Origin of the sequence: Cedecea sp. VD22, assembly GCF_037150195.1 — a bacterium.
Classification (GTDB): domain Bacteria; phylum Pseudomonadota; class Gammaproteobacteria; order Enterobacterales; family Enterobacteriaceae; genus Cedecea.
This window is the reverse complement of record NZ_JBBCPX010000010.1, coordinates 100,909-115,587: the sequence shown is the minus strand read 5'-3', so window position 1 is coordinate 115,587 and position 14,679 is coordinate 100,909. Positions and strand designations below refer to the sequence as shown.

Here is a 14,679-nt window from a genome sequence, read left to right as displayed (position 1 = left end):
GTATATTTAGCGCATCCAAGGCGAAGGAATCGTTCCATGAAGCAAATTCGGTTATTGGCGCAGTATTACGTTGATCTTATGGTGAAGCTGGGGCTGGTGCGCTTCTCCCTGCTGCTGGCCTCGGCGCTGGTCGTGCTGGCGATGGTGGTGCAAATGGCCGTCACCATGCTGCTGAGCGGCCAGGTTGAAAGTATCGACGTTGTCCGCTCTATCTTCTTTGGTTTATTGATTACGCCCTGGGCGGTTTATTTCCTGTCGGTTGTGGTTGAACAGCTTGAGGAGTCCAGGCAGCGGCTGTCGAAGCTGGTGGAAAAGCTGGAGGAGATGCGCGAGCGCGATCTTATTCTGAACGTGCAGTTGAAGGACAATATCGCCCAGCTAAACCAGGAAATTGCCGACCGTGTCAAAGCGGAAGCCGAGCGCCAGACCATGCTGGAGCAGCTTAAAGTTGAGATGCAGGAGCGTGAAGAGACGCAAATCCGGCTTGAGCAACAATCCTCTTTCCTGCGCTCTTTCCTGGATGCTTCGCCCGATCTGGTCTTCTATCGCAACGAAGACCGGGAGTTTTCAGGCTGCAACCGGGCGATGGAGCTGCTGACCGGCAAGAGCGAGAAACAGCTTATCCATCTCAAGCCGCAGGATGTGTACTCTGCCGAAGCCGCTGAGAAAGTGCTGGAAACAGACGAAAAAGTGTTTCGTCATAATGTCTCTCTGACCTATGAGCAGTGGCTGGATTATCCGGATGGCCGCAAAGCCTGCTTTGAAATTCGTAAGGTGCCTTATTACGATCGCGTTGGTAAACGCCACGGGCTGATGGGCTTTGGCCGCGATATTACCGAGCGTAAACGCTATCAGGACGCGCTGGAGCGTGCGAGCCGGGACAAGACCACCTTTATCTCCACTATCAGCCACGAGCTGCGTACGCCGCTGAACGGCATTGTCGGCCTGAGTCGCATCCTGCTGGACACCGATCTCACCGCCGAGCAGACAAATTATCTGAAAACGATCCACGTGTCGGCTATCACGCTGGGAAATATTTTCAACGATATCATCGATATGGATAAGCTCGAGCGCCGCAAAGTGCAGCTCGATAACCAGCCGGTGGATTTCACCAGCTTCCTTGCCGATCTGGAAAACCTCTCTGGCCTGCAGGCTCAGCAGAAAGGGCTGTCATTTGTGATGGACCCAGCGCTGCCGCTGCCGCACAAGGTGGTGACGGACGGGACGCGTCTGCGCCAGATCCTCTGGAACCTGATCAGCAATGCCGTGAAGTTCACGCCGAAAGGGGGATTAGTCACGGTACGCGTTCGTTACGAAGAAGAGAGCTGCCTGCGCTTTGAGGTTCAGGACTCCGGGATTGGCATTCCGGTGGACGAGCAGGACAAAATCTTTGCGATGTACTATCAGGTTAAAGACAGTCACGGCGGCAAGCCCGCGACAGGAACGGGGATTGGGCTGGCGGTTTCTCGCCGTCTGGCAAAAAGCATGGGCGGGGATATTACCGTGACCAGCAAGCCGGGTGAAGGTTCGCTGTTCACGCTGACCGTTCAGGCTCCGAGCGTGGCCGAGGAAGTGGAAGACACGCTGGAAGATGACGATATGCCGCTGCCTGCCCTGCATGTGCTGCTGGTGGAGGATATTGAGCTTAACGTCATCGTTGCGCGTTCGGTACTCGAGAAGCTCGGCAACAGCGTTGATGTGGCCATGACCGGGAAAGACGCGCTCGAGATGTTTATGCCGGGCGAATATGACCTGGTGCTGCTGGATATCCAGTTGCCGGATATGACCGGGCTGGATATCTCTCGTGAGCTGAATAAGCGTTTTAGCAAAGATGAGCTGCCGCCGCTGGTAGCGCTCACGGCCAACGTGCTGAAAAACAAGACTGAGTATCTTGAGGCCGGGATGGATGACGTGCTGAGTAAGCCGCTCGCCGTGCCGGCCTTGATGTCGATGATCCAAAAATTCTGGGATAAGCAGATAACGGATAAGGAGCCTGTGGTGACAAAAGTCGATAGTGAAAAACAGCAAGCATTACTCGATATTCCGATGCTCGAACAATATATCGAGCTGGTGGGCCCAAAACTCATTACCGATGGCCTGGCGATGTTTGAAAAAATGATGCCGGGTTATTTAGAGGTGCTCGATTCCAATATGACCGCGCGGGATAACAAAGGCGTGGTGGAAGAGGGGCATAAAATTAAAGGTGCGGCAGGCTCCGTTGGTTTGCGGCATTTACAGCAGGTTGCCCAGCAAATTCAGTCCCCGGATTTGCCTGCGTGGTCTGATAATGTCGGGGAATGGATCGAAGAGCTGAAACAAGAGTGGCAACATGACGTTAGCGTATTAAAAGCGTGGGTTGCGGAAGCTGGAAAAAAATGACCCCGGCCAGGCCGGGGTGCGCGAATACTGCGCCAACACCAGGGAAAACAGGGTTGCGCCTTTTTTAGCGTTGAATTATTGAACGGCACAACCAGCAATTCGCGGGCTGTCAGCCATATAAGATAGCAAACCTTAAAATATTTGTTACGTGAATCAGTAAAATATGTGAAGCATAGCGATCAAATTAACGTGGCTGATACTGATTCACCCGGAACGAAAAGGAACTGACGGATGAAAAAAATAGGCGTAGTGCTGAGCGGCTGTGGGGTTTATGACGGCAGTGAGATTCATGAGGCCGTATTAACGCTGTTGGCCATTTCTCGCGCTGGTGCGGAAGCCGTTTGCTTCGCGCCGGATAAACCTCAGTCTGACGTGATCGATCATTTAACCGGCGAAGCTGCAGCAGAAACTCGCGACGTGCTGGTGGAGGCTGCGCGTATTACTCGTGGCAATATTCAGCCGTTGCGTGAAGCTTTGTCTGAAAACCTTGACGCATTGATTGTGCCCGGCGGTTTTGGCGCGGCGAAAAATCTAAGCACTTTTGCTTCAAAGGGGGCAGATTGTGAGGTTGATGCCGATCTCCGTCGCGTTGCACGGGAATGCCACGAACAGGGCAAGCCGCTCGGTTTTATGTGTATTGCCCCGGCGATGCTGCCAAAGATTCTGGATATGCCTGTGCGTCTGACCATCGGCACCGACATCGATACCGCAGAGTTACTGGAAGCCATGGGGGCAGAACACATCCCTTGCCCGGTGGATGATATCGTGGTGGACGAAGAACAGAAGGTTGTCACCACTCCTGCTTACATGCTCGCGCAAAATATCGCAGAGGCCGCTGCCGGGATCGACAAGCTGGTTGCCCGAGTGCTGGAACTTAGCGCATGAGTAAAGGGCGTTTCGCGCCGTGGCAGTGGGTTAAACGCTGGCTGCTAAAAGCTGTGCTGGCGGTTTTGGCGATTTGGTTCATGGGCATCCTGACCTTTCGCTTCCTCCCGGTGCCGTTTTCCGCAGTGATGGTGGAGCGGCAGTTCAGCGCGTGGTTCAGCGGTAACTTCGGTTACGTTGCCCATTCTGACTGGGTTTCCATGGATGATATTTCGCCGTGGATGGGGCTGGCAGTGATCGCCTCTGAAGATCAAAAATTTCCCGAGCACTGGGGCTTTGATACTGATGCCATCGAAAAGGCGCTGGCCCATAATGAACGCAACGAAAATAGGGTACGAGGCGCGTCGACGCTTTCCCAGCAAACCGCAAAAAATTTGTTCCTGTGGGATGGACGGAGCTGGCTACGTAAAGGGCTGGAAGCCGGCCTTACGGTGGGGCTCGAAACCGCGTGGAGCAAGCGACGTATTCTGACGGTGTATCTCAATATCGCCGAATTTGGTGAAGGTGTTTTCGGCGTGGAAGAAGCCTCCCGTCGTTACTTCAACAAGCCAGCTAGCCGCCTGACACCTGCCGAAGCAGCGCTGCTCGCCGCCGTCCTGCCTAACCCAATTCGTTTTAAGGCTAATGCGCCTTCAGGCTATATTCGCCAGCGCCAGCAGTGGATTTTGCGACAGATGCGCCAGCTGGGCGGAGAGTCATTCCTTGAGCAGCACAATTTAAAATAAGCCGCATCCAACGCACTCGCGCGCTCTCCACGACAAGGTAAACGCTATGATGACCTCTTGCCTGAAAGAAGATACCGCCCGGCAAATTGTCCAGCGCACCATGAACATCATCGATCACTCGGTGAATGTGATGAGCGAGCAGGGGGTGATTATTGCCTCTGGCGATCCACGCCGTCTGTATCAGCGCCATGAAGGTGCTGTCCTGGCGCTGACGGAAAACCGGACCGTGATTATTGATGAGGCTTCTGCCCGGCGGCTGAAAGGGGTTAAACCCGGTATTAATTTGCCCATCGTCTTTCGCCAGAAAATCGTTGGCGTGGTGGGGATTTCTGGTGAGCCAGAGAAAGTGCAGGCTTATGCCGAACTGGTCAAAATGGCGGCCGAGCTGATCCTTGAGCAGGCGGAAATGCTTGAGCAAAATCAGTGGGAAAAGCGCTACCGGGAGCAGCTCGCCGCGCAGATTATTTCAGGCCAGCAAAGTCTGGCGGAACTGCGCCCTATGGCCAGCGGCCTTGGCGTAGACCTTGAATTGCCACGGTTTGCGCTGATGATTCATTTTCCCTCTCGAGATGTTTTGCGTCAGCGGGAGCTGCTCGAGCGGCTTGGCGGCTACGACAACCAGGCATTAGTCACGCCATTCGGTTTTGAACAAATCGCAATGCTACTACCCCTTGGCGGTGGCCGGCCTGAGGAGTGGCAGGCATTGCTGAAAAAAACGCTGCGCAAACTTCATTCTCAGCTGTTGGCGCATTTTGAAGTCACCCTGTCAGTTGGGGGATGCTTCGACGGCGACGACGCGTTACGACGATCCTGGCTTAGCGCCGTGGCGCTGCATGAGATGGCTTCACGGCAAAAAATTGGCCGGTCGATTTTGTACTATCAGGATTTTTTATTGCCTGTGTTGCTCAACGGACTTTCCGGCAGCTGGCAGGCCGAGGAAATGGGGCGAGCATGGAAAACGCTTTGTGAAGCCGATCCGAAAGGCGTGCTTCGCCGCACGCTGCGCTGCTATTTTGAACAGAATTGTGATCTGTCTCAAACGACAAAATTGCTGCATATTCACGTCAATACATTGCGCTATCGGCTAAGTAAAATAGAGTCGATAACGGCTTTAGATATTAATAAGTTAGATTCGACTCTTCAGCTGTTTATTGGTATGCAGCTCAGCGACTGATTTGTAGTAATCTACAAGAAAACGTTTCTTTCACCGCCCATTTTCTGGTGTTTTCTCTCAAGCTATTTGCAGCCCGCTCAGGGTAATGTCCCGCCGTACCTTTCGATCTCCCTAAAAAAATCAAAACAGGAGTGATTCATGACCACGGTTTCGGCTCTGGGCGCCCTGGTGGCGCTGGTTGTTTCTATTGTCCTAATTTTACGCAAGGTTCCTCCGGCCTACGGCATGATTGCTGGCGCTCTGGCTGGCGGGTTAGTTGGCGGCGCTGATTTAGTGCAGACGCTTTCGCTTATGATTACCGGGGCGCAGGGGATTACCAATGCGGTACTGCGCATTCTCGGGGCAGGCATACTGGCGGGCGTGCTGATTGAGTCCGGGGCAGCCAACACAATTGCCGAAACCATTGTCCGTAAGGTGGGTGAGAAAAGGGCGCTGTTCGCTTTGGCAGTGGCGACCATGTTGCTGACCGCCGTCGGCGTATTTATTGATGTTGCCGTTATCACGGTCTCTCCTATTGCCCTGGCGATTGCCCACCGGGCCGATATTTCGAAAATGGCTATACTGCTGGCGATGATTGGCGGCGGGAAGGCCGGCAATGTAATGTCGCCCAATCCTAATACGATTGCGGCGGCTGACGCTTTCCACGTTCCACTCACCGACTTAATGATGGCGGGCGTTGTACCGGGTCTGTTTGGGCTGGCGCTCGCCTATTTTCTGGCGAAGCGGTTGCAGCATCGGGGCTCTAAAGTTGCCAGCAGTGAGTTGATTGCCGGGGAAAAAGAAAAGGCCTTGCCTGCGTTTGGCGCGGCAATAGCGGCGCCGCTGGTGGCTATTTGCCTGCTTGCACTTCGCCCGATTGCCGGCATTGCGATTGATCCGCTGGTTGCGTTGCCGATAGGCGGCCTGATTGGGGCTATAGTGATGGGGCAGTGGCGGCAGACAAATCATTTTATGGTGTCGGGGCTGGCGCGTATGTCTCCGGTGGCGATTATGCTGCTGGGGACCGGAACGCTGGCCGGGATCATCGCCAACTCCGGCTTGAAGGATGTGCTGATTAACGGTTTAACGGCCTCCGGTATGCCGTCCTACCTTCTGGCACCTTTTTCCGGGGCGCTGATGTCCATGGCTACCGCATCAACAACGGCAGGAACGGCGGTGGCTTCTGCGGTGTTTAGCTCAACGCTTGTCGATATGGGAATTTCTGCACTCGCCGGGGCGGCAATGATCCATGCCGGGGCGACGGTGCTTGACCATATGCCGCACGGCAGCTTTTTCCATGCCACCGGGGGCAGCGTGAATATGCAGGTTCATGAACGCTTAAAACTGCTTCCCTACGAAACAGCCGTTGGTTTGGCCATCGCTTTTGTTTCAACCCTGATGTTTGGTGTGTTTAATTTAGCGGGTTAATGAGGTTGCCATGAAAATTGTTATTGCCCCCGATTCTTTCAAAGAGAGCCTGAGCGCGATGCAGGTCGCCGAGGCCATTGAGCAAGGTTTTCGCGAGATTTACCCGAACGCAGAGTATATCAAGCTGCCGATGGCCGACGGAGGAGAAGGGACCGTTGAATCGATGGTTGCCGCGACGCACGGGCAAATTATCCCTGTAACGGTGACCGGCCCGCTGGGGCTGCCTGTTGAGGCTTTCTTTGGCATCACGGGCGATAGCGAAACAGCCATCATTGAAATGGCGGCCGCTTCAGGGCTGCATCTGGTGCCGCCCGAAAAACGAAATCCGCTGCTGACCGGCACTTTTGGCACCGGGGAGCTTATTCTGGCGGCGCTGGATCGCGGCGCACGTAAAATCATTATTGGTATCGGTGGCAGTGCGACCAACGACGGCGGGGCCGGCATGATGCAGGCGCTGGGCGTCAGGCTTCGTGATGCACAGGGTAATGTGCTTTGCGCAGGCGGTGCTGCCCTGGCTGAGCTTGCAGAGATTGATGTTAGCCAACTGGATGCCCGCCTGGCACAGTGCGACATTCTGGTGGCCTGTGATGTCGATAATCCGCTGTGCGGTGAGCGCGGTGCGTCAGCGGTCTTTGGGCCGCAGAAAGGCGCTACGCCCGAGCAGGTTATGCAGCTTGATACTGCACTCAGGCATTATGGCGAACAGCTGGAGCACATCAGCGGTAAGGATGTGATTGCCGTAGCAGGTGCCGGGGCGGCAGGGGGCATGGGGGCGTCTTTGTTTGGTTTGCTTCATGCCCGCCTGCAGCCCGGTGTGGAAATTGTCACCGAAGCTTTGCGGCTTGCCGAGGCTGTTCAGGGGGCGGACCTGGTTATCACCGGAGAAGGGCGTATAGACAGCCAGACCATTTATGGCAAAACGCCGATAGGCGTGGCGAGAGTGGCGAAGCGTTTTCAGGTGCCGGTTATCGCGCTGGCTGGCGGTATGACGACTGATTACGGCGTAGTCCATCAGCACGGGCTCGACGCTGTATTTTCGGTGCTTAATCGGGTTCAGACGCTGGCGGAGGCGTTGGAAAAGGCGGGCGAGAATATTTGCGTGACAGCGCGTAACGTTGCCGCAGTATGGAAAATAGGGCGCGGTTAGATCCGCGCACGGCGGTTAGTCTTCGTCAAATCCGGCATTGAACAGAGCAATCACGGCCGCCAGGGCTTGCTCTTCTTCCGGGCCTGTGACTTCTATTTCTATGTGGCCTCCTTTGGCGGAGTCCAGCATCAGGAGGGCAATCACGCTGCTGGCTTCAGCTTCGGTGCCCGCTTCGTTTCTCAGCATCACTTCTGCGTCAAAACTTTGTACCAGCTCAAACAGTTTCATCGCCGGGCGCGCGTGCATGCCCAGCTTGTTGGTGATTTCAACGGTCTGCTTTACGCTCATGTTTTACGTTTTTCCAGCGTGCGGTGACGGGACTGGACGTTCTTCCCGCGTGAGCGGAAGTAGTCAGCCAGCTGCTCTGCAATATAAACCGAACGGTGTTTACCGCCGGTACAGCCAATCGCCACGGTCAGGTAGCTACGGTTGTTGGTTTCAAGCATCGGTAACCATAACTCAAGATAGCTGCGGGTCTGGTAGATAAAATTGTGTACTTCTGTGTGCCTGTCGAGGAAGGCGGCGACAGGGCGATCGAGGCCGGTCATTGGACGCAGTTTTGGATCCCAGTGCGGGTTAGGAAGAAAACGCACGTCGAACACATAATCGGCGTCAATCGGTATGCCGTGCTTAAAGCCAAAAGACTCGAACACCATGGTGAGTTCGCGTTCACGTTTACCCAACAGACGAGTACGCAGCATCTCCGCCAATTCGTGTACCGACATTTCGGAGGTGTCGATGATCAGGTCCGCGCGGGATTTTAGTGGTTCGAGGAGATCGCTTTCTTCGTCAATCGCACTTTCCAGAGAGAGATTTTTGCTGGAAAGCGGATGAAGGCGGCGCGTGTCACTGTAGCGGCGGATTAGCGTATTACGATCGGCATCAAGGAACAGCAGCTGCGGAGAAAAAGCGTCCGGCAGGCTGTCCATTGCGTGCTCGAAGATTTCCGGCGACTCCGGCATGTTGCGCACGTCTATGCTGACGGCAGCAGAGATTTGCCGATCGGCAAGCGTTTTTGCCAGCTCTGGCAACAGGACAACCGGCAGGTTATCCACGCAATAGAATCCCATATCTTCCAGTGCGCGCAAGGCTACAGACTTCCCTGAACCTGAGCGGCCGCTGACAATCATCAGCACCATGTAATCATTCTCCCGATTTATCTGTCTGAGACATCAAACGCGCCGATTATTCATTTTCGCTGTCGTGATCGACTTCTGTTTCAGTAATTATCTGGTAAAGCTCTTCGTCACTGCCGGCTGAGCGCAGCCTGCGACAAATGGTTTTATCCGCCAGACGCTTGGCCACCAGGGAAAGCGTGTGCAGGTGGGTTTTTGTCTGGTCAGCAGGTACCAGTAACGCAAATAACAGGTCAACCGGTTGATTGTCGATGGCATCAAAAGCGATTGGCGTTTCCAGTTGAATAAAGACGCCGACGGCGCGAAGCGTATCTTCCTCCAGCTTGCCGTGGGGAATAGCGATACCGTTGCCAATGCCGGTACTGCCCATACGCTCACGGGTCAGTACGGCTTCGAAAACGACCTGCGGTGGAAGGCCAAGCTGTTTGGCTGCCAGTTCGCTGATGATTTCCAGCGCACGTTTTTTACTCTGGCAGTGGACGCCACTGCGAGTACATTCCTGGTTAAGGACATTGCTCAGTTGTAGAGCGGAATCGTTGTTCATCATAAGTTCACCTAAGCACTTTTGTGCAAACGGCCCGCGACTTAAGCAGCGGGCCGGCCATATGCACATCGGATGCCCGGATTATCAGTGTTGTTTTAGTTTATCTTTGTGTTTCGTTAACTGTCGGGCCAGTTTATCAATCAGGCCGTCAATCGCCGCATACATGTCCTGGCCTTCGGCACTGGCATGCAGTTCTCCACCGTTCACATGCAGCGTAGCATCCGCTGTATGGGTGACTTTTTCCACCTTTAATACAATATAGACCTGGTTGATTCTTTCGAAGTACTGCTCCAGTTTGGCAAACTTCGAGTTCAGAAATTCACGCAGTGCTTCAGTGATCTCGACGTTTTGTCCCGTAATGTTGAGCTGCATAGTGTCTTCCTTATCGGTAAAGTCACACCAGCTGTTTACGCTGGTTTGACGGTGGAATGGATAAAGACTCTCGGTACTTCGCAACTGTGCGGCGCGCCACCATAATACCTTGATCCGACAGTATTGAGGTTAACTTACTGTCGCTCAGCGGTTTGGCGGGGTTTTCCGCAGCAATTAACTTCTTCACCAGCGCCCGAATTGCCGTGGAGGAGGCTTCACCGCCGCCTTCGGTATTGACGTGGCTGGAGAAGAAATATTTCAATTCAAAGATGCCGCGTGGGCTATGCAAATATTTCTGAGTGGTCACCCTCGAAATTGTCGACTCGTGCATGTCCACTGCCTGAGCAATATCGGCCAGCACCATCGGTTTCATATGCTCTTCACCGTGCTCAAAGAAGGCCTGCTGCTGTTCGACAATGCATCGGCTCACGCGCAATAACGTATCATTGCGGCTTTCCAGGCTTTTAATCAACCATTTCGCTTCCTGCAGGTTGCTGCGGATGAACTGCGAGTCGCTGTCATTGCGCGTGTTGCCGCTCATGGCTGCGTATTGCTGATTGATTTTGAGGCGCGGGATGCTGTCTACGTTAAGCTCTACAACCCAGCGCGTCAGGTGCTTACGCACCAGTACATCAGGAATAACGTACTCAGGTTCACCCGTTTGGATCGACTGGCCGGGGCGAGGATCGAGGGACTGAATCAGGCACATGGCCTCTTTAAGCGCGTCCTCTTTGATACGCGTGACCCGCATCAACGTCCGGAAGTCGTGATTTGCCAGCAGATCTAAATGATCGCTAACAATAAGCCGGGCTTCCGCCAGCCATGGGGTCTCTTTGGCGTACTGAGAAAGCTGAATTAACAGGCAATCGCGTAAGTCTCGTGCTGCGACGCCGACGGGATCAAAACGTTGGATGCGTTTGAGGACGGCTTCCACTTCGTCAAGGCTTACATCGTCGTGGCCCAGACTTTCCAGAATGTCTTCCAGCGGCACGGTGAGATACCCGGTTTCATCCACTGCATCGACAATAGACGTCGCGATAGCGGCGTCCGTATCGGAAAATGGCGTCAAATCGACCTGCCACATCAGGTAGTCCTGCAGGGACTGGGTGGTCTCGCCCTGGTAGACAGGCAGCTCGTCGTCCAGATAGTCAGTTCCCGTACCTGAAGGCGTTCCAGCGGTGTAAATTTCATCCCAACTGGCATCCAGCGGCAGCTCATCGGGCATCTCTTTCTGCTCGAGGGCTTCACGGGTGTCCATTGCTTCGCTCTCAGGCACTTCCTGAGTATCGATCTCATCATGCAGGTCGGTTTGCTCAAGCAATGGATTACTGTCCAGTGCCTGCTGGAGTTCTTGCTGAAGCTCTAACGTTGAGAGCTGAAGCAGACGGATGGCCTGCTGCAGCTGGGGCGTCATAGCAAGTTGTTGGCTAAGCCGTAATTGCAAACCTTGCTTCATGTTCAGAGCAAACGTCCTCAAATAAGTCGTGTAAGACTTCCCACCCTATCAGAGTCTGAACTCTTCGCCCAGATAGACTCGCTTAACTTGCTCGTCTTCAAGGATTTCTTCCGGTGTACCGTGGGCAATCAGGTGCCCCTGACTAACGATGTAGGCGCGTTCGCAGACGGCCAGCGTTTCGCGGACGTTATGGTCTGTAATCAATACGCCGAGGCCGCTGTCACGCAGGTGCTCGATAATGCGTTTGATATCAATAACGGAAATAGGATCAACCCCGGCAAAGGGTTCATCCAGCAAAATGAACTTCGGGTTTGCCGCAAGCGCGCGAGCAATTTCTACGCGGCGGCGTTCACCGCCGGACAGTGACTGCCCGAGGTTATTACGCAGGTGCGAGATATGAAACTCTTCCATCAGCTCGTTAGCGCGATCGTCACGCTGCTCTGACGTCAGATCATCGCGAATCTGCAGCACCGCCATCAGATTATCAAACACGCTCAGGCGGCGGAAAATGGACGCTTCCTGCGGCAAATAACCGATGCCGCGACGCGCACGAGCGTGCAGCGGCAGCAGACTGATGTCTTCTTCATCAATAATGATGTTACCTGCATCGCGTGGCACGATCCCCACTACCATGTAAAACGTCGTGGTTTTACCGGCGCCGTTTGGCCCGAGCAGCCCAACGATCTCACCTGATTTAACGGTTAGGCTGACGTCTTCGACTACGCGGCGGCCTTTGTAGGCTTTGGCCAGGTTTTTCGCAATTAAAGTTGCCATAACGAATCAGTTACTCTTTTTTGGTGCCGGTTGCTGGCCGTTTTTGTTTTGCAGCTGAGACGGCACCAGCACGGTGGTCACGCGTTTGCCTTTCTCGCTAAACGCCTGCATTTTTTGCTCTTTCACCAGGTAGGTGATCTTGTCGCCGGTGATGTTGCTGTCCAGCTGTTCAAGGTAAGCGTTGCCGGTCAGTACAACGAAATCTTTAGCCAATTCATAATGCATGGTGGACGCGTGGCCTTTTACCGGCTTACCGTTGTCCTGCATTTGATAGAAAGTAGCTGGGTTACCGTAGCCATCAATCACCTCTTTGCCTTGTTCACCGCCTGGGCGGGTCACAACGACTTTATCGGCGTTGATTTTGATCGTGCCCTGAGTCACAACGACATTGCCGGTAAAGGTAACGACGTTGCCCTGCATATCGAGAGACTGTTGGTCGGATTCGATATGAATAGGTTGGTCGGTGTCACCGGTCAGTGCCCAGGCTGACAGCGGTACGGCAAAAAGCGAACCAAGCAGAACAAGTTTAAGGCTGAGTTTGTTTATTCTGGATTTCATATGAGGTTTTAACCTTTTCAATCAGCTGTGCAGTTTGGCTGCGTAAGTTGCCACGCATTTTCAGGCCACTGGAGTTAAATGTGGTGCCGTACAAAGTCACCAGGTCGTCAGAAGCGACATCCTGAGTAATTAAATTCACCTGCGCATTGTCCGTCGTGATTCTGCGTAACTGAGAGTCAGGTGTTAACGCAGTGACGACGACGTTGCCATACAAATAAAGCATTTTGTCATCGGTAAGTTTGGCGCGATCCGCCTGAATTTCCCAGGTGGCGATTTTATTTTCATCGTACTGGGTCATGACGGGTTTGGTGAACCATGAAATACCCGTATCCGAGAAGTATTCAACGTGTTGAGCAATAAGCTTATAGTTCAGCGCGCCCTGTGGGTTGTATACGACTGTCGTGGAAAATTCGCTTTGATAAGTTGGCGTATCGCTGTTAACGGTTACGCCGGACTCGTCCTTCTCCGTCAGATTCAGGCCGATAAGCACTAATGCCGCAATGGCAAGCAGGAAAATAATCCAACGTCTGGTCTTGCTCATATGGATTGCCCTTTCGCCTCATCAAGCTTGCCTTGCGCCATCAACAGGAGATCGCAGATTTCCCGCACTGCGCCTCGCCCGCCGCTGATTCTGGTCACGTAATCCGCTTTTGGCGTCAATAATGGGTGGGCGTCTGCAACGGCAACGCTTAAACCGACCCGTTCCATGACTGGCCAGTCGATCAGGTCATCGCCAATGTAGGCAACCCGATCGGGAGAAAGCGCAACCTTTGACAACAGATCGTGGAACGCCACAACTTTATCGGATTGCCCTTGATAAAGGTGGGTAATGCCCAACGTTTCGCAGCGATCTTCCAGCAGTTTTGCTTTCCTGCCTGTAATAATAGCGACTTCAATTCCGGAGGTCAGGGCGCAGCGAATGCCATAGCCATCGCGTACGTTAAAGGCTTTCAGCTCTTCACCGCTGTTGCCCATGTAAATAAGGCCGTCAGACATTACGCCGTCAACGTCCAGAATCAGCAGGCGAATCTCTTTCGCTTTCGCTATGACCTGCGCGCTTACCGGCCCGTAGCAGGTATTAAGCAGCGCATCATGGTTACTCATTAAGGCTAATCCTTTTTTAAACTACGCCCGCGCGTAGCATGTCATGCATATGTACCACACCCAGCAACTGGTCGCCATCCGCCACCATAACCGAAGTAATATGGCGTGACTGCATCAGGTTTAATGCGTCCACAGCTAATGTGCCAGGGCGTACGCGAATGCCTCCCGTTGTCATGACATCCGCAATACGTAAGGTATGTAAATCAACACCCATATCGAACACGCGACGTAAATCGCCATCGGTAAAGATGCCCTCTATTTTCATCAGGTCATTGCAGATGACCGTCATCCCCATATTTTTACGGGTAATCTCCAACAGCGCATCCCGCAAAGAGGCTTCTTTGCTTACGTGCGGGATATCATCACCCGTGTGCATGATATCGTTCACGCGGAGTAATAGCTTACGCCCCAGCGCGCCGCCAGGATGAGACAGAGCAAAATCTTCAGCGGTAAAACCACGAGCCTTCAGTAACGCCACGGCCAGCGCATCGCCCATAACCAGCGTCGCCGTTGTGCTGGAGGTTGGCGCGAGGCCGAGAGGGCAAGCTTCCTGAGGCACTTTGATGCACAGATGAATATCCGCTGCACGGCCCATTGAGCTTTCCGGGCGGGCGGTCATGCAAATCAAAGGCACCTGAAGGCGCTTTAATACCGGGATGAGCGCCAAAATTTCGTTCGACTCGCCGGAATTAGAAATCGCCAGGACGATATCCTGTGCCGTGACCATGCCTAAATCACCGTGGCTGGCTTCTCCTGGGTGCACAAAAAAGGCTGGCGTGCCGGTACTGGCAAAGGTTGCCGCGATTTTTTTCCCAATATGACCCGATTTTCCCATCCCCATGACAACAACTTTACCGGGACAATAGAATATCTTCTCACAGGCCAGCGAGAAATCGTCGTTGATGTACTGGTCGAGTTGAGCCAGGCCTTCACGTTCAATATTGAGCACGTCTTTGCCCGCTTGTTGAAAGTCAAAACCCGGCGCTAAATCTATATGAGACATAATTCCCGTTTCCGC

General features: G+C 53.6%; 16 protein-coding genes. 6 read left to right on the top strand and 10 right to left on the bottom strand.

The window, feature by feature from the left end:
* Positions 1 to 36: 36 nt before the first annotated feature.
* The 6 genes from arcB to WFK85_RS17055 all read left to right on the top strand — a co-directional run bounded on the left by arcB (position 37) and on the right by WFK85_RS17055 (position 7,717).
* Positions 37 to 2,379: an aerobic respiration two-component sensor histidine kinase ArcB gene (gene arcB, locus WFK85_RS17080; RefSeq protein WP_336708954.1), complete on the top strand. Its 2,343-nt coding sequence runs from the start codon at positions 37 to 39 to the stop codon at positions 2,377 to 2,379.
* Positions 2,380 to 2,610: 231 nt separating this feature from the next.
* Positions 2,611 to 3,264 (top strand): isoprenoid biosynthesis glyoxalase ElbB, encoded by a 654-nt coding sequence (elbB, locus tag WFK85_RS17075; RefSeq protein WP_166877747.1) that lies wholly within the window; start codon positions 2,611 to 2,613, stop codon positions 3,262 to 3,264.
* Positions 3,261 to 3,989: a monofunctional biosynthetic peptidoglycan transglycosylase gene (mtgA, locus tag WFK85_RS17070; protein WP_336708955.1), complete on the top strand. Its 729-nt coding sequence runs from the start codon at positions 3,261 to 3,263 to the stop codon at positions 3,987 to 3,989. Before elbB ends, mtgA begins: the two co-directional genes overlap by 4 nt.
* Positions 3,990 to 4,035: 46 nt before the next feature.
* Complete coding sequence (locus WFK85_RS17065) at positions 4,036 to 5,163, top strand: sugar diacid recognition domain-containing protein (RefSeq protein ID WP_166995008.1); 1,128 nt, start codon at positions 4,036 to 4,038, stop codon at positions 5,161 to 5,163.
* Between the two features lie 138 nt (positions 5,164 to 5,301).
* Positions 5,302 to 6,570, top strand: coding sequence for a GntT/GntP/DsdX family permease (locus WFK85_RS17060; protein WP_166995010.1), 1,269 nt, complete (start codon positions 5,302 to 5,304; stop codon positions 6,568 to 6,570).
* 10 nt (positions 6,571 to 6,580) lie between these two features.
* Positions 6,581 to 7,717, top strand: a complete 1,137-nt coding sequence (locus WFK85_RS17055; protein ID WP_166995012.1) for a glycerate kinase — start codon at positions 6,581 to 6,583, stop codon at positions 7,715 to 7,717.
* 15 nt (positions 7,718 to 7,732) lie between these two features.
* Here the strand turns inward: WFK85_RS17055 and npr are convergent, their stop codons facing one another.
* The 10 genes from npr to kdsD form a co-directional block, all read right to left on the bottom strand.
* Entirely contained in the window at positions 7,733 to 8,005 is a 273-nt protein-coding gene (gene npr / locus WFK85_RS17050) for a PTS phosphocarrier protein NPr (RefSeq protein ID WP_008454837.1), read from the bottom strand.
* Positions 8,002 to 8,856, bottom strand: a complete 855-nt coding sequence (rapZ, locus tag WFK85_RS17045; protein WP_008454836.1) for an RNase adapter RapZ — start codon at positions 8,854 to 8,856, stop codon at positions 8,002 to 8,004. Before rapZ ends, npr begins: the two co-directional genes overlap by 4 nt.
* Positions 8,857 to 8,902: 46 nt before the next feature.
* Complete coding sequence (ptsN, locus tag WFK85_RS17040; protein WP_008454834.1) at positions 8,903 to 9,400, bottom strand: PTS IIA-like nitrogen regulatory protein PtsN; 498 nt, start codon at positions 9,398 to 9,400, stop codon at positions 8,903 to 8,905.
* A gap of 81 nt (positions 9,401 to 9,481) precedes the next feature.
* Positions 9,482 to 9,769, bottom strand: a complete 288-nt coding sequence (hpf, locus tag WFK85_RS17035; protein ID WP_008454833.1) for a ribosome hibernation promoting factor — start codon at positions 9,767 to 9,769, stop codon at positions 9,482 to 9,484.
* A gap of 22 nt (positions 9,770 to 9,791) precedes the next feature.
* Positions 9,792 to 11,225, bottom strand: coding sequence for an RNA polymerase factor sigma-54 (rpoN, locus tag WFK85_RS17030; protein WP_336708956.1), 1,434 nt, complete (start codon positions 11,223 to 11,225; stop codon positions 9,792 to 9,794).
* A gap of 48 nt (positions 11,226 to 11,273) precedes the next feature.
* Positions 11,274 to 11,999, bottom strand: coding sequence for an LPS export ABC transporter ATP-binding protein (gene lptB / locus WFK85_RS17025; RefSeq protein ID WP_008454830.1), 726 nt, complete (start codon positions 11,997 to 11,999; stop codon positions 11,274 to 11,276).
* A gap of 6 nt (positions 12,000 to 12,005) precedes the next feature.
* On the bottom strand, positions 12,006 to 12,557 hold the full coding sequence (gene lptA, locus WFK85_RS17020; RefSeq protein ID WP_008454829.1) for a lipopolysaccharide ABC transporter substrate-binding protein LptA: 552 nt from the start codon (positions 12,555 to 12,557) through the stop codon (positions 12,006 to 12,008).
* The gene (gene lptC, locus WFK85_RS17015) at positions 12,526 to 13,098 is read right to left on the bottom strand and encodes an LPS export ABC transporter periplasmic protein LptC (protein WP_166877761.1); all 573 of its coding nucleotides are present in this window, start codon (positions 13,096 to 13,098) and stop codon (positions 12,526 to 12,528) included. Before lptC ends, lptA begins: the two co-directional genes overlap by 32 nt.
* On the bottom strand, positions 13,095 to 13,661 hold the full coding sequence (gene kdsC / locus WFK85_RS17010; RefSeq protein WP_008454827.1) for a 3-deoxy-manno-octulosonate-8-phosphatase KdsC: 567 nt from the start codon (positions 13,659 to 13,661) through the stop codon (positions 13,095 to 13,097). Before kdsC ends, lptC begins: the two co-directional genes overlap by 4 nt.
* 16 nt (positions 13,662 to 13,677) lie before the next feature.
* Positions 13,678 to 14,664, bottom strand: coding sequence for an arabinose-5-phosphate isomerase KdsD (kdsD, locus tag WFK85_RS17005; RefSeq protein ID WP_008454826.1), 987 nt, complete (start codon positions 14,662 to 14,664; stop codon positions 13,678 to 13,680).
* Between the last annotated feature and the right edge of the window lie 15 nt (positions 14,665 to 14,679).